Annotated in this window: 14 protein-coding genes and 2 pseudogenes; 4 read left to right on the top strand and 12 right to left on the bottom strand. The window is 70.9% G+C overall.

Annotated elements, in window-relative coordinates; translation table 11 throughout:
- Positions 1-32: 32 nt before the first annotated feature.
- The 7 genes from AB0E90_RS40605 to AB0E90_RS40575 form a co-directional block, all read right to left on the bottom strand.
- Positions 33-1,310, bottom strand: a complete 1,278-nt coding sequence (locus tag AB0E90_RS40605; protein WP_360417632.1) for a cellulose binding domain-containing protein — start codon at positions 1,308-1,310, stop codon at positions 33-35.
- A gap of 76 nt (positions 1,311-1,386) precedes the next feature.
- Positions 1,387-2,733 carry an endo-1,4-beta-xylanase gene (locus AB0E90_RS40600; protein ID WP_360417631.1) on the bottom strand — a complete coding sequence of 449 codons (1,347 nt, stop codon included), beginning with the start codon at positions 2,731-2,733 and terminating at the stop codon, positions 1,387-1,389.
- A 191-nt stretch (positions 2,734-2,924) separates the two neighbouring features.
- A complete protein-coding gene (locus AB0E90_RS40595; RefSeq protein WP_360417630.1) occupies positions 2,925-4,556 on the bottom strand; it encodes a ricin-type beta-trefoil lectin domain protein in 1,632 nt (543 codons plus the stop codon).
- A 132-nt stretch (positions 4,557-4,688) separates the two neighbouring features.
- Complete coding sequence (locus AB0E90_RS40590; RefSeq protein ID WP_360417629.1) at positions 4,689-6,107, bottom strand: sigma-70 family RNA polymerase sigma factor; 1,419 nt, start codon at positions 6,105-6,107, stop codon at positions 4,689-4,691.
- Between the two features lie 68 nt (positions 6,108-6,175).
- Positions 6,176-7,015 carry a carbohydrate ABC transporter permease gene (locus AB0E90_RS40585; protein ID WP_360417628.1) on the bottom strand — a complete coding sequence of 280 codons (840 nt, stop codon included), beginning with the start codon at positions 7,013-7,015 and terminating at the stop codon, positions 6,176-6,178.
- Complete coding sequence (locus tag AB0E90_RS40580) at positions 7,012-7,980, bottom strand: sugar ABC transporter permease (RefSeq protein WP_360417627.1); 969 nt, start codon at positions 7,978-7,980, stop codon at positions 7,012-7,014. Before AB0E90_RS40580 ends, AB0E90_RS40585 begins: the two co-directional genes overlap by 4 nt.
- 6 nt (positions 7,981-7,986) lie before the next feature.
- Complete coding sequence (locus AB0E90_RS40575) at positions 7,987-9,276, bottom strand: extracellular solute-binding protein (protein ID WP_360417626.1); 1,290 nt, start codon at positions 9,274-9,276, stop codon at positions 7,987-7,989.
- Between the two features lie 369 nt (positions 9,277-9,645).
- Here AB0E90_RS40575 and AB0E90_RS40570 point away from each other — a divergent pair.
- From AB0E90_RS40570 to AB0E90_RS40555, 4 genes and pseudogenes are all read left to right on the top strand, one after another.
- A pseudogene (locus AB0E90_RS40570) lies at positions 9,646-9,858 on the top strand (helix-turn-helix transcriptional regulator); the annotation flags it as partial.
- Between the two features lie 180 nt (positions 9,859-10,038).
- A complete protein-coding gene (locus AB0E90_RS40565) occupies positions 10,039-13,638 on the top strand; it encodes a family 78 glycoside hydrolase catalytic domain (protein ID WP_360417625.1) in 3,600 nt (1,199 codons plus the stop codon).
- 109 nt (positions 13,639-13,747) lie between these two features.
- Positions 13,748-13,921, top strand: a pseudogene (locus tag AB0E90_RS40560) (serine protease); the annotation flags it as partial.
- 73 nt (positions 13,922-13,994) lie between these two features.
- On the top strand, positions 13,995-14,279 hold the full coding sequence (locus tag AB0E90_RS40555) for a hypothetical protein (protein WP_360417624.1): 285 nt from the start codon (positions 13,995-13,997) through the stop codon (positions 14,277-14,279).
- Here AB0E90_RS40555 and AB0E90_RS40550 read toward each other — a convergent pair.
- The 5 genes from AB0E90_RS40550 to AB0E90_RS40530 all read right to left on the bottom strand — a co-directional run bounded on the left by AB0E90_RS40550 (position 14,245) and on the right by AB0E90_RS40530 (position 20,214).
- Positions 14,245-15,459 carry an MFS transporter gene (locus tag AB0E90_RS40550; RefSeq protein WP_360417623.1) on the bottom strand — a complete coding sequence of 405 codons (1,215 nt, stop codon included), beginning with the start codon at positions 15,457-15,459 and terminating at the stop codon, positions 14,245-14,247. The genes AB0E90_RS40555 and AB0E90_RS40550 overlap by 35 nt on opposite strands.
- Positions 15,444-16,031 carry a lyase family protein gene (locus AB0E90_RS40545; protein WP_360417622.1) on the bottom strand — a complete coding sequence of 196 codons (588 nt, stop codon included), beginning with the start codon at positions 16,029-16,031 and terminating at the stop codon, positions 15,444-15,446. The genes AB0E90_RS40550 and AB0E90_RS40545 overlap by 16 nt, the downstream gene beginning before the upstream one ends.
- Before the next feature lie 60 nt (positions 16,032-16,091).
- On the bottom strand, positions 16,092-16,820 hold the full coding sequence (locus tag AB0E90_RS40540; protein ID WP_360417621.1) for an alpha/beta hydrolase: 729 nt from the start codon (positions 16,818-16,820) through the stop codon (positions 16,092-16,094).
- Positions 16,821-16,874: 54 nt separating this feature from the next.
- Positions 16,875-19,670 (bottom strand): BTAD domain-containing putative transcriptional regulator, encoded by a 2,796-nt coding sequence (locus AB0E90_RS40535; protein WP_360417620.1) that lies wholly within the window; start codon positions 19,668-19,670, stop codon positions 16,875-16,877.
- 196 nt (positions 19,671-19,866) lie between these two features.
- Complete coding sequence (locus AB0E90_RS40530; RefSeq protein ID WP_360417619.1) at positions 19,867-20,214, bottom strand: hypothetical protein; 348 nt, start codon at positions 20,212-20,214, stop codon at positions 19,867-19,869.
- Position 20,215 lies beyond the last annotated feature (1 nt).

The raw sequence follows: 20,215 nt of genomic DNA, 5'->3' as shown, positions 1-20,215 counted from the left end.
AGGAGCCCCCGCGCCGGTCAGGTTCGGAAAGGTCAGCTTCTGGAGCAGGTCAGCGTGGGCGCCGAGCCGGCACTCCCGGAGACGATCAGGCCGAAAGCGGTGCCGGAACCCGGGGCCAGTGTTCCGTTGTAGGCGGCGTTGGCCACGGTGGCGGAGCTGCCGCTGGTGGTGAGCGTGCCGTTCCAGACCTGGCTGATCGACTGACCGGACGGCATCGTCCAGGTCACCCGCCAGCCGGTGGTGGTCGCCGAACCGGTGGCCGACACGGCAACATCCGCCTGGTAGCCGCCGGGCCAGCTGCTGACGACCGTCCAGGAAGCGCCACAACTCAAGAGGGCGGTGGTCGGCAGGGAGGTCGGGGCGCTGGTCGGCAGGGAGGTCGGGGCGCTGGTCGGCAGGGAGGTCGGGGTGGTGCTCGGCAGCTGCGAGAAGAACTTCCAGATCTCGCCGCCGGTCCAGGTGCGCGCGCCGCTGGTGGTGGTCGACCCGTCCACCGGCTCGGGCGTGTGATCACCGTCGAAGGCGGCCCACTTCACCGGGTATCCGGCCCGGCAACCGGCGTACGCGGTCACGATGTGGGTCAGGCTGTTCAGTGCCGGCTCGGGTGGGCTCTGGGCGGCGCAGCCGTTGTTGCGCACGAACGTGTCGCGCAGTGACCGGCCGAGCGAGATGTTGAGCACGCTGTCGTGGGTGCCGTGGATGCCCAGGTAGGCGACCGGCTGGGTGCCGCCGTCGCAGCCGCTCAGGTTGGCCCCGGACAGCACGGCGACCGCGCGGAACACGGTGGGGCGGGCGCATGCCACGGCGTAACTCATCGCGCCGCCGTAGCTCCAGCCGAGGGCGAACAGCTGCGACGTGTCGACGCACAGGTCACCCTCGATCAGCGTGGTCAGGTTGTCGACCAGCGTCAGGTCCCGGCCACCGGTGTTGGCCCAGCCGTTGTCGATGCCCTGCGGCGCGACCAGGATCGCGCTGTTGTCCGACAGTTGCTGCTGCCCGTAATAGGCCCAGACCGCGCCGGCCGAGCCACCGGTCGCCACGTCGTTGGCGGTCCCGTTCAACCAGTGAAAGGCGAAGATCAGCTTGTACTGCCGGTTGCGGTCGTAGCCGTCCGGGACCCGGAGGATGTAGGTACGGTTCTGGCCGCCGCTCGAGATGGACCGGGTGCCGCTGGTCAGCGTCGGCGCCTTGCCACATCCGGCGGTCGCCGCCGCGGCCGTCCCGGCGCCGCCCAGCGCACCGGTCAGCATCGCCGCGGCGAGCGTGAGGACCACGGCGGCGGCGACCGTGGCGAGTCTGTTTCTGGACATCACGCGACTCCCTCCCCCGGCGCCGGTCAGATGGCCGGCGCCGGGTACGGATCGGTTGAAGGCGTTGGTGGACCGGTCAGCCGGCTGAGCAGGTGGGCGTGGCGGTCGGCCCGGCGCCGGTGCCCTGGAAGCCGAACTCGGTGTAGCCGCCGGCGGCGATCGACCCGTTGTACGAGACGTTGCGGAAGCTGACCGTCCCGCTGGTGCCGCTGTTGGTCGCACTCCACGCGCCGGTGATCGCACTGCCGGAAGGCAGGGCCATGGTCACCGTCCACCCGTTGACCGCGGCCGAGCCGGCCGCGACCCGGACCGTCGCGACGTAGCCGCCGTTCCAGGAGTTCAGTGACGTGCTCGCGCTGCACCCGCCGCCGGTCGACGGCGTGGTCGGGGTCGTGGTCGGCGTCGTGGCCGGCGTGGTCGGCGTGGTCGAGCCGCCGGCGTTGAGGGCGTTCAGGACCGAGGTGTAGGCGGCTTTCTTGTTGCCGCTGTTGTCGAACAGCAGCGGGTTCTCCCCGGTACGCCAGGAGTCGCTGTCGCGGATGCCCCACACCGTGATGCCGGTGCACCGGGAAACGGCCATGCAGGCCTTGGTGACGGTGGCGTAGATGCCGGCCTGGTTGTTGCCCTGGGCCACGTCGAGTTCGGTGATCTGCACGTCCACGCCGGCGTCGGCGAAACGCTGCAGGTTGGCCTGGTAATCGCCGGGAATCGTGGTGCCCAGGTGCGACTGGAAACCGACGCAGTCGATCGGCACACCGCGGGCCTTGAAGTCCTTGACCATGTTCAGCACACCGGTCGACTTCGCGTTCACCCCGTCGGTGTTGTAGTCGTTGTAACAGAGCTTCGCGGCCGGATCCGCGGCCCGCGCGGCCTTGAACGCGGCCTCGATCCAGTCGTTACCGGTGCGCTGCAGATTCGAGTCACGCCGCCCGCCGCCCCCACCATCGGCGAACGCCTCGTTGACCACATCCCACGCGTAGATCTTGCCCTTGTAGTGCGTGGCGACCTGGGTCACGTGATTGATCGCGGCGTTCCGCAACGCGCTGCCGGCCAGCGACTGCGCCCAGCCCGGCTGCTGAGCATGCCAGAGCAGCGCGTGCCCGCGGACCTTCGCACCCATCGAGATCCCCTGATTCAGGATCCGATCACCGTTGCCGTAACTGAACGAACCCTGGGACGGCTCGGTGGCGTCCCACTTCATCTCGTTCTCCGGCGTCACCGCGTTGAACTCGCGGTTCAGGATGCCGGTATAGGTGCCGTCGCTGAGCCTGCCGGCCGCGATGGCGGCGCCGAAGTAGCGGCCGGACTGCGCCGCCGACGCGCCCAGCGTGGTGGCCGCGTCGGCCGTGGCGGAGAAGAGCACACCGGCCGCGAGGACAGCGCCGGCCGCGACCAGCACGGTGATGATCGACCTACGTTTCATAATGTGGGGGACCTTCCGGGGGGGCATTCAAGGGCGTCATTACCGCATCCATTAAAGGCTGTGACAGGCATGTTACGGGAGCGCTCCCAAACCATCAATAAAAGATTGACGGCCCATTTCTCGTACGCTATCTGCCAGGCTCGTAACACTTTTTCAGTGGCATTTATGACCGGCGTGGAGATAACAGTTTTTCAGTGCCGGGTCCACAACTGATTGGCCGCGCCGGTGCACGTCCACAGCAGCGTCAGGGTTCCGTTGGCGGTGAGATTGCGGTCGACGTCGAGGCAGAGACCGGACCGGTTGCCACGGAGGGTGCCGTCGGACTGGAAGGTCCACTGCTGGTTGGCGCCGCCGTTGCAGTCCCAGACCGTCACCTTCGCTCCGGCGGTGGCGCCGATCGGGGCGTCCAGGCACTTGCCCAGGGCCTGCAGGGCCTGGCCGGAGACGGTCCACTGCTGGTTCGCGGCGCCGCCGCAGTCCCAGATGACCGGCTGGGTGCCGTTCGCGGTGCTGCTGTTGGGCACGTCCAGGCAGCGCCCGGACGACGCGCTGACCAGAGTGGCCGACGTGGGCGCCGGCGGGTTGCCGGTGACACCGCCGCTCACCCGGTAGACCACCGTTCCGTGCGCGGGCACGCTTGCGCTGATCGTGCCGGAGGTGGTGGTCGTGGCGCCGGTCCACGCGTCGACGAGGGTGAACGAGGATCCGGTCTTGCCGATCGCCGCGGTCGTGGTGGCGATCGTCCGAGTGGCGCCGCTCTGGTTGAACAGGGCCACCGCGACATCGTCATCGGCCAGGCGCTTGGCGAGGACTCGCTGGTTGGCGTCGGCGACCACCGAGGTCGCCTGCCGGCCCAGGGTGTCCTGGTTGATCGCGATCAGCCGGGCGTTCTTCAGGATTGCCTGGGTGGCGGCGTCCATCGAGCGCACGTCGTTGCCGGCGATCAGCGGCGAGGCCATCATCGCCCACAGCGCGAAGTGCGACCGCATCTCGGTGTCGGTCATCCCGCCCCGGCCGACCTCCATCATGTCGGGGTCGTTGAAGGCGCCCGGCCTGGCGTACCCGGCGAGCGGCACGGTCACGTCGACGATGTTCTTGATGCCCATCGGATAACCGTTGGTCTGGCCGGTGTCCCAGGCGTTGGTGATGTCCTCGGTGGTCCGCCAGATGTTCGCCACGTCGCCCCAGTTGCGCTGCGGCCCGGTCTTCGCGTGGACGCTGTTGGAGTTGATGCTGTAGAGGATCGGACGCCCGCTCGCGGCCAGCGCGTCCCGCATCCTGGCGAACGTGCTGACCTGGTCGTCGATGGTGCCGCTGGGCGAGCACCAGTCGTACTTGAGGTAGTCGACTCCCCAGGCGGCGAACTGCCGGGCGTCCTGGACCTCGTGGCCCTGGCTGCCGGTGGCGCCCGGGTAGGAGCCGAAGTACTGCGCGCAGGTCTTGTCCAGCGGCACCTCGTACAGGCCGAATTTCAGGCCTTTGCCGTGCAGGTAGTCGCCGAGCGCCTTCATCCCGCCGGGGAAGCGGGTGGGGTCACCCTGCAGGTTGCCGGCCGAATCGCGGTTGGGGTTGAACCAGCAGTCGTCGACCACGACGTACTGGTAGCCCAGATCCCGCAGGCCGGAGCTGACGATGGCGTCAGCCATCTGCCGGATCAGCGTCTCGTTGATGTTGCAGCCGAAGGTGTTCCAGCTGTTCCATCCCATCGGCGGCGTGCGGGCCACGCCATTCTCCAGGGCGTTGGCCGCGGGCGCCGGCAGCGCGGCGGACGCGCCGCCGAGAAATAGGACCGCGGCCAGTAGGGCTGTGACGAGTCTCTTCATCGATTTCTCCTCGGCTCGGAACGGCGCTCGATGCGCGCCACAAAGTTGCCACCAGGTTTCTCGACATTCAAGACCGTGGATTGACTGGGTATTCGTAACGCTTTTTCAGCGGTCCGTTGCCGAAAGCGGAATTCAGATCAGTGGGGAGCGCACCAGGAACGAGCTGTCCGCGCGGAATGCCGCGGTGCCGTCGTACTGATCGACCCACAACTCGCTGCCGACGTGCCGCAGGAAGAAGCCGGGGTAGTTGGCCGACTCCAGCGAGACCGAACCGGCGACGGCGCCGTCCCGCACGCAGAACGTCGCGTCCCCGCGGGCCAGCGAGGTCGCCTGGTCGAGGCTCGCCCGCAGCCGCCAGTCCTGGTGGCGCAGATGCCGGCCGTCCGCGGTGCGGAACGTGAAGCAGCCGCTGCCGGTCAGGCCCGGGATCGCCTGGAGCGTCGCCCGGCGCCGGGCCTTGCCGTCGGCGGCCGCGTCGAGCTGCCCCTGTTCGCCGTCGGCCGCCACGAACCGGCCGCGGGCGTTGGCCGACTCCAGCGACAACCGGCCCACCCGGACCGGCACGACCGCGGCCCGGGTCGGGGGCGCCGCGACGGCCGGGGCGGCGGGCGGCGCGGACCCGCTGCTCGTCGTCACCCACAGGCCGGCGACCACGGCCGCGGTGGCAGCGGCGGTGACTGCCCACCCACGCGGCCCGGGAACGTGCAGGATGCGGCCGGCCGCGACGGTGGTGGAGGTCGCGGCGCTGACGGCGGCCGGCACGGGGAGCAGGGCAAGGCCGAGGAGCAGGCGTTCCGCCGGGATCAGGCCGTCCGCGGCGGCGGTGCAGGCCGGGCAGGACCGGGTGTGCCGGGCGATCCGCTTGCGCCAGAACGGGCTCGGCACGCCGTTCCAGTCGGCTACCACGTCGGCCAACCCGGGGCACCCCGGCATCGCCTCGAGGGCGGCCACGATCGCGCGGCTCAGGTCGAGCTGGTCCCGCATCCGCTGCAGCCGGACGCCGACGTGGGCGATGGTGAGCCCGAGCGCCCCGGCCACGTCGGGCCGGGAAACCTCCCCCACCGTTTCCAGCCACCACAGCGCCAGCACCGCCCGCTCGTCGGCGGACAACCACCGGCTGGCGTGCCGCACCTGCCGGCGCTGGCCGGCGATCTCGACCCGCAGCAGCGCCGGGCCTTCCAGCTCGGCGGCGGCATCCGGCCGCCAGGCCGCCTCGTCGAGGGCGGCGGTGCGGCCGTCGGCCTGGCCGGCGCGGGCCAGATAGGTGCCGACCTGGCGCACGGTGATCGCCGCCAGCCACGGGCGGAAGCTCTCCGGCCGGCGCAGGCGGCGCAGTTGGCGCAGGGCGCGCAGCACGATGTCCTGCACCACGTCGTCGACATCCGGGTGGGCGCCGAGCGCCTGCCGGACCACGTTGTAGACCATCGGCAGGTGCCGGCGCACCAGCACGTCCAGCGCTTCCCGGTCGCCGGCGCGCGCGGCGGCGGCGAGCGCGTCGTCGGACTCGCGGTCCCGTCGCGCCCGCGGTGCCGCCGCGAGTCTGCCCGTCAACCAAGGATCCCGGTGAACGTTCTCAAGGTGTTCGGCATGTTACGAGCGGCCATTGAAACATTCAAGCGTCAACCCTTTCCGATACCACTGGTCAGGCCGCCGATCAGCTGCCGTTCGGCGAATGCGTAACACACCAGCGACGGCAACATCGCGAGAGTGACGTAGGCGAGGATGCGCGCGGTGTCCGCCGAGTACTGCGACTGGAACTGCTGGACGCCCAGGGGCAGCGTCCACCAGCGGGAATCGTTGAAGACGATCAGCGGAAGCAGGTAGTTGTTCCAGCTGCCGACGACGGCCAGCACCGAGACCGTGCCGAGCGCGGGCCGGGACATCGGCAGCAGGATGCGCCAGAAGAAACGGAACGGGCCGCACCCGTCGAGCACGGCGGACTCCTCGACCTCGCCCGGGATGCCGCGGAAGAAACTGCGGAGAATGACGATCGTGATGGGCAGCCCGAACGCCGCCTGCGGCAGGACGACGCCGAGCGGGTTGTTCAGCAGGTTCATCTCCCGCAGCAGGACGAACAGCGGCAGGATCGCGACGGCGAACGGGAACATCAGCCCGATCGCGAAGAGCATGAACAGGGCCTCCCGGCCGGGAAAGGCGAAACGCGCGAAGATGTACGCGGCCATCGCACCGACCACGACCATCAGGGCGGTGCTCGCCACCGCGATGGTGAGGCTGTTGCCCGCCTGCTGCCAGAACGCCGCCGACCCCAGCGTGTCGAGGTAGTTGCCGGGCAGCCACGGGTCGGGCAGCCCGAACGGATTGCTGAACAGCTGGCCGTTGTCCTTGAACCCGCCGAGGACGCCGAAGACGATCGGCACCACGACGGTGGCGGCGATGGCGATGCTGGCCAGATGCAGAACGCCGTGCCGTGTCCGGCGCGCTCCGGTGGCGTGACTCAACGCCGGTCTCCGATCGTGGTGATCGCGCCCTCGAGGTCGCGGCGCAGGACGAATCGCTGGTAGAGCAGCCCGAAGGTGAGGCTGATCAGGAAGATCGCCATGCTGATGGCACTGGCGTAGCCGACGTGGAACCGCTTGAAGCCCTCCTGGAACATCGTCACGGCGAGGGTTTCCGAGGACCGGATCGGACCGCCGGCGGTGAGCACCCAGACCATGTCGAACAGTTGGATCGTGCCGAGGATGGAGAGAAAGACGCTGATCCGGATCGTCGGCCCGAGCAGCGGCAGGGTGATGTGCCGGAACGCCTGCCAGCTCCCGGCGCCGTCGATGGCGGCCGCGTCGTGCAGCTCCGGCGGAATGCTCTGCCGGCCGGCCAGGTAGAGGATCGTGTGGAAGCCGAAGTACTTCCACGAGATCACCAGGAACAGCGAGTACATCACCGTGTCCGGGTCGGCCAGCCAGGTGGCGCCCAGGTCCCCCAGCCCGATCAGCCGGGTGAGGTGGTTGGCCAGGCCCTGGTTGGGCGAGAAGATCATGGTGAACAGCACCGCGGTGACGACCTCGGACAGCACGTACGGGGCGAAGAACAGCATGCGGTAGACCCGGCGCCCGCGCAGTGGCTGGTTGAGCAGCATCGCCAGGGCGAGCGACACCGGCAGCTGGATGCCGAGGGACAGGACCACCAGCAGCAACGCCCGGCTCAGGTCACCGGCAAAGATGTCGTCGGCCAGCAGCCGGCGGAAGTTCTCCAGCCCGACGAAGTTGGTGGGCGCGCCGAACCCGTTCCAGTTGAAGAAGCTGCCGTAGGCGGCGACCACGATCGGGGTGAGCACCAGCAGGGCGAACAGCACCACGGCCGGGCTCAGGAACGCCACCACCGTGGGCCAGGGGCGGCGCCGGCGCGGCGCGGCCTCGACCGGTGGCCGGGACGGGGCCGGCGGTGGCCGGCGTTCGTCGGTGAGCACCGCCGGTCAGCCCTGCTTGGCCGCGGTGGTGATGGCCTTGGCCACCTGTTCCGGGGACGCCTTGCCGGCCAGCAGCTCGGCCACGCTGTCGTTGACCTGCTGGCCCACCGCCGGCGCGTACGCCTGGTCCAGGTAGAGCTGAAATCCGGTGGATTGGGACAACGCGCCGGCTACCAGCTTGAGGCCGGGGTCGGTCACGGCGTCCTGGGCGGCCGCGACAACCGGCAGGACCCCGGCCGTCTTCGCCTCGATGCGCGCATTGTCCGGCTGGGCGATGAACTTGAGGAACTCCACCGCTTCCGGCGGCGCGTCCTTGCCGACCGCGAAACCACCGCCGCCCCCGAACACGTCGGTGATCTTGCCGCTGCCGCCGTCGACCGCCGGGAACGGGAAGAAGCCGAGCTTGTCGCCCAGCCCTTTCTTGCCGGCCGAGTTGTCCCGCTGAACCACCGGCGCCCACTGGCCCATCAGCTCGATGGCCGCCTTGCCGTTGCCCATGGTGGCGGCCTGCCCATCCGCCGTGGAGTAGCCGGCGGCCAGGAAGCCGGTCTGGAACGGTTGCAGGGCAACGAGTTCGGCCAGACGCGCGCTGGCCGCGACGAAGCCGGGCTGCTCGAAGTTCTTGTCGGTGGCCGCCTGGCGCAGTGCGTCCAGGCCGCCGGCCCGCATCGCGAGGTAGGCCCAGTAGTAGTGGCCAGGCCACTTCTCCTTGCCGGCCAACGCGATCGGCGTGACCTTGGCCGCCTTCAGCTTGCGCACGGCTTCGAGGAACTCGGCCCAGGTCGCCGGCGGCTCGCCGACCCCGGCCCGGTCGAAGAGCTCCTTGTTGTACCAGAAGCCCACCATGCCGGTGTCCACCGCGGACGCGTAGATCTTCCCGTCGGTGGTGTACGCGTCGAGCGCGGTCGGGATGAGCGTGTCCCGCCAGCCGCCGACGTCGGCCGTGAGGTCCTTGACCAGGCCGGCCTCGGCTTGCTGGAAGAGCACGCCGCCGCCCCAGGTGTGGAAGATGTCCGGTGGATCGCCGGCCTGGATGTTCGTGGTCAGCTTGGTCTTGAACGACTCGTTCTCGAGCGGGGTGATCTCGAACTTCACGCCCGGGTGGGCCGCCTCGAACTGGCGCGCCATCGCCGCCCATTGCGAGAGCATCGGGTCGGTGTTGGCGATGTGCCACCAGCGGATCTTGCGGCTCGAGCCGGACTCCCCGTCGTCGCTGCAACCGCCCAGCACCGCACCGGCCGCGCCGGCTCCCGCCAGGGCCAGCAACGATCGGCGACTCAAACGGATCGAGGGCATGGTCAGCTCTCCTTCACGGGTGATTCCGGGCACGCGCCATCGCCGAGTGGAATGGATTCCACCGAAACTTTCAGGAATTGACGTACGTATTTCCGCCGCGCAATCGCACGTTACGACCCCGTGTCGGACGGGTCAAGAGAGTTGCCTCCCCCTGGAATGTTCGCCGAGCCACCGATATTTTCGCCGCGCACATCCTGCGAAATGACATTCCTTATCGGCGCTGAAAAATGGTTACGCCACCCGCGGCCCGAAGTCGCGGCACTGGGGGCAACTGATAGTTCCTCCCAGCGCGGACCGGGATCGACATACCGTGACGGGGTGGGCGTCGGCGACGAGATCCGGGACTTCCTGCTCGCCCGGCGGGCGCGCATGACGCCCGAGCGGGCCGGCCTTCCGGCGCACGGCGAGCGGCGGATCGCCGGGCTGCGCCGGGAGGAGGTGGCCCAGCTCGCCGGGGTCAGTACCGAGTACGAACGCGGGAGCGCCCGGGGTGTCTCGGACGCGGTGCTGGCGTCGCTGGCCCGCGCGCTGCAGCTCGACGAGGCCGAGCGGGGGCACCTGTTCGATCTGGTGCACGCGGCCAACGCGCGGCCGACGTGCACACCATCGCTGAGTGGGTGCCGAACGGGTAAGCGAGCCACTGCCCAAACGTGCACGATCGTCGATGTCTCTTGAGTGGATCTTCGGCCGTAACTAGTCTTTAACAAAGCGTATTGAAACGTTTTAAGACGTCGGTCACCCTTCTCCACCGAGGAGATCCGCATGCCCGTTTCCCTACCTCCCCCTGCCCGAAAACTGCTCGCGCTCGTCACCGCGGCCCTCACCGCGGTCACGGTCGCCGCGCCGCCGGCCACCGCCGCCGCTCCCCCGCGGCCGGCGCTGGTCACCACGCCGGTGAGCCTCGATGCGGCGCACTGGATCTGGTATCCGGAAGGCCAGCCCGCCCCGGCCGCCACCCGTTACCTGCGCCGCACCTTCACCGCCCCGGCCGGCCCCTACACCGACGCCCAGTTGGTGGTAACCGGCGACGACACCGTCGACGTCTGGCTCAACGACACCTATCTGACCGGTTCCGCCCGCACCACCGACGCCTGGAAACGGGCCCGCTACGTCGACCTGGCCGGCGCGCTCAAGGCCGGCGCGAACACCCTGCAGATCGCCGTGCGCAACGGCAGCGCCGGCCCGGCCGGCCTGCTCGGGCGGGTTCGAATCGCCGCCGCGGCCGGGACGGTCGACCTGGTCACCGACGGCGGGTGGCAGGCCGCGAACAGCGCGCCGTCGACCTGGGTCGCCGCGACCGATCTGGGCGCGTACGGCCAAAGCCCCTGGAACCACGACGTGGCCGCACCGGACGACGGCGCCGGATCACCGGTGACCCTGGGTGGTCTGACGACCGAGCGCCGCACCGACCCGGTCGGCCTCGACGCCCGCAAGCCCCGCTTCGGCTGGCGGCTCGTCTCGAGTGCCGGCGGCCAGATCCAGGGCCGCTACCAGGTCACTGTCGGCACCGCGCCGAACGCCGCCGACGTCTGGGACAGCGGCCAGGTCGCGTCCGGGCAGAGCGTCGACGTGCCCTACGGCGGCCCGGCTCCGGCGAGCAACCGCACTTATTTCTGGCGGGTCCGGGTCTGGGACGCGCAGGGGCGGCCGAGCCCGTGGAGCGCCCCGGCCCGCTTCGACACCGGGCTGTTCGACCCGGCGTCCGAATGGGGGGCCTCGTTCATCGGCGCGCCCGCCACCGCCAACCTCACCGGGGCCTCGTGGATCTGGTACCCGGACGGCGACCCCGCGCCGGCCGCGACCCGATATCTGCGGCGCACCGTCGATCTGCCCGCCGCCACCACGGCGACGCTCGTGGTGACCGGCGACGACACCGCCGACGTGTGGCTCAACGGCGCCCAGGTCAGCTCGTCGCGCCGGGTCACCGACTCGTGGAAGCGGGCCACCACGGTGGACGTGACCGGGCAGATCCGGGCCGGTGCCAACACGATCGCGATCGCGGCGACGAACACCTCGTCCGGCCCGGCGAGCGTCATCGCCAAGCTCACCGCGGGCGCCGCGACGGTGGTCACCGACGGATCGTGGAAGGCGTCGCAGGCCGGGCCGGCGGGCTGGGAGCAGCCGGGCTTCGACGACAGCGCCTGGCCGGCCGCCCGGGTGACCGCGGCGCTCGGCGGTGGCGACTGGGGCAGTCAGGTCTCGGTCACGAATCCCACGCCGTACCTCGGCAAGGGTTTTGATGTTGGTAAGCCGGTGGTGCGGGCGCGGCTGTTCGCGACGGCGCTCGGCCTGCACGAGACCTACCTCAACGGCGCGCGGGTCAGCGACGAACGGCTCGCGCCCGGCTGGACCGACTACAACAAGCGACTGCAATACCGGGTGTACGACGTGACCGCGCGGCTGGCGCAGGGTGGCAACACGATCGGCGCGCTGGTCGGCAACGGCTGGTATTCCGGGAACATCGGCTTCGCCGGCAGCCAGCGGTACGGCACCTCGCCCTGGTATTCGGCCCGGCTGGCCATCGAGTACGCCGACGGCACCCGCGCCGACGTGCGGACCGACGGCTCCTGGACCGCCGCGAGCAGCACCATCGTCAGCGACGACCTCTATCACGGCGAGGATCAGGATGCTCGCATCCGCACCGGCGCCGGCGTTCCGGTCACGGTCCGGACCGCGACGCAGCCGACCCTCGTCGCGCAGGTCGACCCGGGCGTGACGGTGCAGCAGGAGATCCGGCCGGTGAAGATCACTCAGCCGAAGCCGGGCGTGTGGATCGCCGACCTCGGGCAGAACTTCGCCGGCTGGAACCGGCTGCGGGTGACCGGACCGGCCGGCACCAGGGTCACGCTGCGGCACGGCGAGATCCTCAACGCCGACGGCACGCTCTACACCACGAACCTGCGGGCGGCCCAGGCCACCGACACGTTCACGCTGGCCGGCACGGGCGCGCCGGAGGTGTTCGAACCGCACTTCACCGTGCACGGCTACCGCTACGTCGAACTGACCGGCTTCCCCGGCACACCCACCGCCGACAACCTCACCGGGCTGGCCGCCTGGACCACCGGCGCCGAGACCGGCACTCTCACCACCAGTGACCCGCTGGTCAACCAGCTCCAGCACAACATCGTCTGGGGCGCCCGGTCGAACATGCTGTCGATCCCGACCGACTGCCCGCAGCGCGACGAGCGGCTCGGCTGGACCGGCGACATCGCGGCGTTCGCGGCCACCTCCACCTTCAACTTCGACACCCACGGGCTGCTCGCCAAGTTCGCCGACGACCTGGTCGACGCGCAGCGCGCCGACGGGGCGTTCACCGACGTTGCGCCGGCCGTGATCGACGGCGCGGGCAAGGCCGGCTGGGCGGACGCCGGGGTGGTCGTGCCGTACACCATCTGGCAGCGCTACGGCGATCTGTCGGTCGCCGACAAGAACTTCGCGGCGATGGCGAAGTACGTCGACTACCTGCGGTCGACGGCCGGGGCCGACCTGATCCGCGACCACGAGACGTTCGGCGACTGGCTCAACGTCGACGACAACACCCCCAACGACGTTTCCAGTACGGCGTTCTTCGGCTGGTCGGCACGGCTGCTGTCGCGGATGGCGGCGGCCACCGGACGCACCACCGAGGCCCAGCAGTACGGCACGCTCGCCGATCAGATCGGCGCCGCCTTCACGTCGCGGTTCGTCGCCGCCGACGGGACGGTGGGTAGCAACAGCCAGACCGGGTACGTGCTCGCGCTCGCCTTCGGGCTGGTGCCGGACGGCCGGGCGCAGGCGGTCGCGGACAAGCTCGCGGCCAAGGTGGCCGCGCGCAACGGGCATCTGTCGGTCGGGTTCATGGGCGTGGAGAACCTGCTCCCGGTGCTCGCCGACCACGGGCACGTGGACACCGCGTACCAGATCCTGCAGCAGCCGGACTATCCCGGCTGGGGCTACATGAACAGCCGCGGGGCCACGACGATCTGGGAGCGCTGGGACGGCATCCGGCCGGACGGCTCGCTCCAGGACCCGGGCATGAACTCGTTCAACCACTACGGCCTGGGTTCGGTCGGCGACTGGCTCTACCGCACGGTCGGCGGCGTCGGGGCGGCCCAGCCCGGCTACCGGCAGGTGCTCATCGAGCCGAAACCCGGCGGCACGCTCACGGCCGCCACGGCGACGCTTTCGACGGCGTACGGCGTGACCCGCTCGGCCTGGACGAAGGCCGGCTCGACGCTGACCCTCGACGTGGTGGTGCCGCCGAACGCGACCGGGCTGGTGCGGTTGCCGGCGGCGGCCACGAGCGTGCCGGCCGAGGCGGTGCCCCAGGGCGGAGCTTCCTACCTGGTCCCGCCGGGGAGCTACCGCTTCACGGTGAACTGAGCCATTTTCTGACCAAACTCCGGACGGCTCAACCACGAGGATCTGGGCGCCCCGGGGACGGACACCTCGAGCCCCGACTACGGTGGCACGGCCTACACCCGGCCGATAGCGCCAGCTCTACCGCAGCGCGGCCGAGCACCCGTGCCCCGAGCCGCGCCTGCAGTCGTACGCGCAGGAGGGCCGCTCCACCGAGTTCGACGCCACCTGCGTCGGCGACAAGCACTTCAACGGTTTCTACGGTTACGGCATCGTCGACGCCTACGCGGCGGTCGGCGGCCGCTGACCAAAACCACGGACGGCCGGGCGGCGCGGGCAGCCCGGCCGTTCGCCTGTCTACTACTGCAGTGGTAGTTGCGATGGCTGCTGCCGGAGGACGACAGGAGCGTCCGGGGTCGGCATACAGCAGCTACGAGGGCGACAAGAAGGCAACCGTCGCCCCGCACTGGCGCATCCGCACCGGCATCATGCAGGGCGACACGGCCAACACGACCGAGGTCAACCTGGCCCTGGCCCTGCAGAACCTCGGCGGCACCGACGTCGACTTCGCCACCGTCTGGGGCCTCGGCCACACCATGGCCGAACGCACCGGCGACGCCGCGACGAACTTCATCGCCTGGGTGAAGGAGACCGTCGCGAAGTGACGTGCAGCAGGCGCTGCTGGGCGACCGATTCGGCCAGGGCTTCGACGCGCTCGCGCACCTGTTCGTCGAATCGGGTCTGCCGGTGCTGCAACTGATCGACGTAGTCCGCCCAGGATGCGACCTGGTACTGCTCGAGGAGTTGCTCCTCGTCGGCCGAGTCGCTCAGCAGCGCCCACTGCGTCGCACCGGTCCGCAGCCGGCTGTTGCGCAGATCGCCGGTCGCCGCGAGGACGGCCTCCCGGCGGTCGGCCGGCACCCGGTAACGCACCACGACCTCCATCGGGTCCTCGGCCGTCCCGGCGCCGGTGAAGGTGGCCTCAGGCAGCAGCGCCGCCGGGACCGCGGCCCGATCCCCCACGTCGGTGTCGCGCAGCGGCAGCCAGAGGCCGGCCACCGTGGTTGCCAGCAGCAGCGCGCCGGCCACGGCGAAGCTCGCGGCCAGACCGATGCCGCCGGCCACCGCGCCCCACGCGGCGGCGCTGCCGGCGAAGGTGGCGAACAGAACCATCTGGTAGACCGCGAGAGCCCGGGCCCGCACCCAGTCCGGCAGAAATGCCTGGGTGATGGCGTTCAGTCCGGCGATCACGGCGATCCAGGCCACGCCGACCGGGATCAGCAGCACGACAGCCTCGGCGGTGGTGCGGGCGAAGGCCAGGCCGGCCAGTCCCGCGCCGTACACCAGGCCGGCGATGGTGAGCTGGCGCGACGGCGACAGCCGGCCGCGGAGCGCGGGCAGCAGGACCGCCCCGGCGACAGCGCCCGCGCCGGCCGCGGCGAGCAGCACCCCGTAACCGGTGGCGCCGAGCCCGAGGCGGCGTTCGGCCAGCGGGGCGAGCAGCGCCCACAGCACGTTGGCCGGAACGGCGAACATCACCAGGCGGAGGAGGATCCGGCGCACCGCCGGGGAGTGGCTGACGTAGCGCCCACCCGCCTCGACGCCGGCCCGGGAGATCGCTCGCACCGACGGCGCGGCCGACGGGTGGCTCGCCGGGGTGGTCAGCAGGGCGGCCGCGAACACCACGAACGAGATCGCGTTCAGCCCGAAGAGCCAGGCCACCCCCAGCTGCGGGAGCAGCAGACCGGCGATCGCCGGGCCGACCGCCCGCGCGAGGTTGACGCCGAGCGAGCTGAGCGCCGCGCCCTCGCGCAGCTCGGCCCGCGGGATCAGGTCGGAGACCATCGCCTGGAAGGCGGGCAGCGGGGCGGCCGCCCCGCAGCCTTGGGCAGCAGGACGTCGTCGAGCATCCGCACGGCGGCCACGTGCATCGCGGTGGGGAACGTGTCGTTGCTGCTCTGGCCCATGTTGACGTGGTCGTTCGGGCCGACCGGCTGCTGGCTGCCGAGGACGCCGCCGACCAGTTGGATGGCGCGGTTGGAGAGCACCTCGTTGACGTTCATGTTGCTCTGCGTCCCGGAGCCGGTCTCCCACACGTACAGCGGGAACTCGGCGTCCAGGTCACCGGCGATGGTCTCGTCCGCGGCCCGGACGATCGCCTCCGCGGTCCATCCCGGCAGCCGGCCGGCGGCCTGGTTGACCAGCGCGCACGCCTTCTTGACGTAGCCGTACGCGTGGTAGACCTCGATCGGCATGTGGTCGTTGCCGATCGAGAAGTGGATCAGGGAGCGCTGGGTCTGCGCGCCCCAATAGTGCCCGGCGGGGACATCGACGTCACCCATGCTGTCGAACTCGGTCCGGGTGCCGGTCGCGTCGATTCCGATCGGCACGTCGCGAAGGGTGGGGTCAGTGGTCATGCTCGCTTCTTCGGTCGGGGTCCGGGTGGCGCCGATGGCGCCACCCGGAAACAATGCCGATCAGGCGATGGCGGCGATCGCCTCGCGGATCACGTCGGCCGCCGCCTTGGGGTGGGCCAGCATCACCAGGTGCGAGGAGTCGACCTCGACGGTGTGCATGCCGGCCCGCTGGTAGCCGAAGCGCTCGACGTCCGGGTTGATGGTGTGGTCCGAGCTGGACACCACGCCCCAGGCCGGCTTCGACCGCCAGGCCGCGACGGCGGCCTTCTCGCCGAACGCGGCGGCGGCCAGCGGGCGCTGTGAGACGGCCAGCACCCGGCTCAGCTCGGGGTCGACGTCGTGCGCGAAGACCGCCGGGAACTTCGCGATGTCGACGCTGACGTCGGTGCCCGGCTCGGCCGACCCGTCGATCGGGTACGGCGTGTAGAGCAGCGCGCTCGCCAGGTCCGAGTCGGGGAAACGGCCCTGCAGCTCACCCAGGCTCTCGCCCTCCTCCAGCGCGTATCCGGCCAGGTAGACCAGGGCCTGGACGTTGTCCGCGATGCCGGCCACGGTGATGACCGCGCCGCCGTACGAGTGGCCGACCAGGACCACCGGCCCGTCGATCGAGTTCAGCACCGACGTGAGATAGGCGGCGTCACCGGACAGCGACCGGTTGGGCACCGCCGGGGCGAGCACCTTCAGGCCGGAATCGAGCAGCTCCGGGATCAGCCGGGCGAAGCTCGAGGCGTCCGCGAACGCGCCGTGCACCAGCACGACGGTCGGGGTGGGCGGGTTCGGATTGCTCATCTCGGGTCCTCTCAACGTGGTGAGGGTCCGAGCACAACAGGGGGCAGTGCACGATCACTGCAAGCCGTCTGCACTTCCCAGGGCGGCGACCACCCGGTCGACGATCGTGCGGTATTCGGCCACCTCGGCAGCGCCCCAGCTGGCGACGAACTCGTCACCGTGCTGCTGGAGCGTGTCGTAGAACAGGTCGGCGCCGGCCCGGGCCCGCTCCCGGTCGCCGATGCCCAGCGCGGCCCGGGCCAGTGAGAGACCGGCGAGGACCAGGGTGTAGTTCGCGCCCGGCGCGGCGTGGACGAGCGCCCACTCGGCCATCTCGGCCGACGTCCGCAGGTCCCCGGCACCGAAGGCGACCTCGGCCCGCTTGACCGCGATGACCGTCTGGTAGGCCGCCATACCGGCGCAGCCGGCGACACGGAAAGCCTCGCCCGCGTACGCCGCCGCCGCGGTCCGGCCGCCCTGATCGGACAACTCCCCCGCCAAGGCCTCCAGCGCGTACGCCAGCACGCTCGGCTCGCCCGCTCGCCGGGCGAACCCGACCGCCCGGCGCAGGTGGTCCAGCCGCTCCGGCGCCGGCACGAGGTACGGGTTGATGCCCATGTTCCGATGCAGCTGCGCCTGGGCGACCAGGTCGTTCTCCCGTTCGGCCAGGGCCAGCGCCCGGGCCAGCAGGGCTCGGGCCAGATCCGGCTCGGGATAGCGGGCGCTCACCGCCACCTCGCGCAGCATCGCGGTCTCCAGCCCCGGGTCGCCGAGATCCTCGACCGCCCGCAGCACCCGCAGTGCCTGCTCGAGGGCGTCGACCGGTGACTCGACCCGGGCGGAGCGGAGCGGCCGCAGGTGCAACAGGATCAGGGCGGCGCTCCGTGCCCAGCCGCGGTCCAGGGCGAGGTCCACGACGGCGGCCAGGGTGGCCCGTTCGGCGGCATACCAGGCCATCGCGGCGGACATGTCCGCGAACGGGGGCGGGAAGACCCCGGGCGGGACCGGTCCCAGATCCACCGGCGGGGCGAGCCGGAACATGCAGTATGCGTGGTACGTACCGAACACGTAGTGCTCGACCAGCCGCTGCTCGGCCGGCGCCCGTTCGCCCCCGGACGCGTCGAGAAGCTCGGTGGCGTACTCGCGCAGCAGGTCATGGACGGCGACGCGGCCCGCGCCGGCCGGGGTCGCCATGTTGAGCACGGTCAGTTCGGCCAGCGCGGCCCGCACGTCGGCGCCGGCGGTGCTGGCGATCGACTCCACCGACGCGTCGGCGCCGGGATGAACGGCCAGCAGTCGGAACAGCCGCGCCGCCGGCTCGGTGAGAAGAGCACAGGACGAGGAGAACGCCGAGCGTACGTCGACGTCGCGCTCACCGGTCTCGAGCACGTCCAGCCGGTGCGCCGCCGACCTCAGGTCGCCGACCACGTCGGAGAGCTTGGCCGCCGGATCGATCGCGACCCGTGCCGCCGCGATCGACAGGGCCAGTGGTAGCCCGGCGCAGAGCCGGATCAGCTCGTCGGTCGCGGCCGGCTCGGCCGTCATCCGCTCCGCGCCGAGCCGCCGGACGAGCAGGTCCCGGGCGGTGGCCAGATTCAGCCGCCCGATGTGCACCGGCCAGGCGCCCTGGTGCGCCACCAGGCCGGGCAGCCGGTTACGGCTGGTGACGACGACCAGACAGCCGGGGGCGCCCGGCAGCAGCGGACCGACCTGGGCCGAGTCCCGCGCGTTGTCGAGCAGCAGAAGCATCCGGCGGCCGGCCAGCGCCGAGCGGAACCGGGCGGTGCGCGCGTCGAGGGTGTCCCCGGCCGGGGCCGGGGCGATCCCGATCGATTCGAGCAGGGTGTCGACCGCATCGGCCGGCCGCAGATAACGCCCGCTCGGGTCGAAGCCGCGCAGGTCGAGGAAGAGCTGGCCGTCCGGGAAGTCCGGGGCGAGGCGATGCGCCCAGTCCACCGCGAGGGTCGTCTTGCCGACCCCGCCCATGCCGCTGAGCACCACCAGCCCGGTGCCGCGCCCCGCCTCCAGCGCCCCCGCGAGGTCGTCACGGGCGGCGAAGCCGGCGGCCTGCAACGGCAGCTGGGCCGGGCGATGGCCGGCCGGCGCACCCGGATCGGACAGCGCCTCGAGATGCGCCGCCATCAGTTCCGCCCCCGGATCGGCGCCCAGCTCGTCGGCGAGCCGTTGCCGGACCTGCTCGAAGTGCACCAGCGCCTCGGCCCGCCGGCCGGTGACGGCGAACAACCGGATCAGCCGTGCCTGCAGCGGCTCGTGCAGGGGCGCGCCCGCGGCGTACCGGATGAGCAGCGGCAGGAGCCGGCGCGCCCGGAGCTCACCGATCGCCAGGTCGGCCGCTTCGACGGCGGCCTCGTTGCGGGCCACCTCGACGGACACGAAGGCGGGCAGTTCGAGCAGGCCGGCCGGCAGCCCGGCAAATGGCCGGGCCTGCGCGGTCTCCAGAGCCTGCTCGTATTTCTGGACGGCGTCCCGGCCGTCCTCGCCGGCGAGCGCCGCCCGCGCGGACGCGACAAGATCGAAGAACGACACCAGGTCGCAGCCGGACCCGTCCAGCCGGAGCCGGTAACCGTCGCCGACCGGCCGGACCCACCGCCCGGGCTCGCGGTTGAGCAGTTCCGGCTCGAACAACCGGCGGATGTGCCCGATCAGGCGCTGCACCTGATTGACCGCGCTGGCCGGCGGATCCTCCGGCCAGAGCACGTCGACCAGCTCGGCCGTGCTCACCACGGCTCCCCGGGAAGCCAGCAGAACGGCCAGCACGACCCGTTGCCGCGGCTGGCCGATCGCCATCTCGACGCCTTCGCGCCACATCCGCAGGCCACCGAAGACCCGCAGGCGAAAGGCTGTCGTCATGCCGCAACCATGCCGCCCGCTCCGCGTTCGGTGGCACCAGGCGCGGGCCGGGCCGACGAAGATCACACAGCAAAGCGCGCATTTGGGATTCCGGTGCAGGCGCCGTGGACTTCGCCCGGACGCTACCGACCGTCCGGCGTGGGTGAGATCGAGGACGACCTCACCCGCGCCGGCTCTCGTCGATCGGCGAATCTACCTAGTCGGTCCGGGCGAACGGCCCGAACTTGGACGGGGTCTTGAAATTGCCGTCGTCCTCGTGCCATTGACAGTGCGTGGCGAACACATACGCCTGGCCGTCGTTCAGCGTGTACCAGTCGCCCTTGACCGAATCCGGAATCTCGACACCGCCGAAGGAACGGCCCTCAGCGCGGCCGATCCGCAAACTCGGGAACTCCGTCGGGAGGTGCAGGAAAGCGACGTTCGAGAAAAGGACGTCAACTCGGGACGGGCTCTCGTCCTGCAGGCTCCTCAGAAGCAGCCGCGAATAGCTGACCGAGTAGTCCCACACTTCGAATTCTCGCTCCCAGGACGCAATTTCGTGCACG

Source organism: Actinoplanes sp. NPDC026619 (genome assembly GCF_040638295.1).
Classification (GTDB): domain Bacteria; phylum Actinomycetota; class Actinomycetes; order Mycobacteriales; family Micromonosporaceae; genus Actinoplanes.
This window is presented reverse-complemented; position numbering and strand designations above follow the sequence as displayed.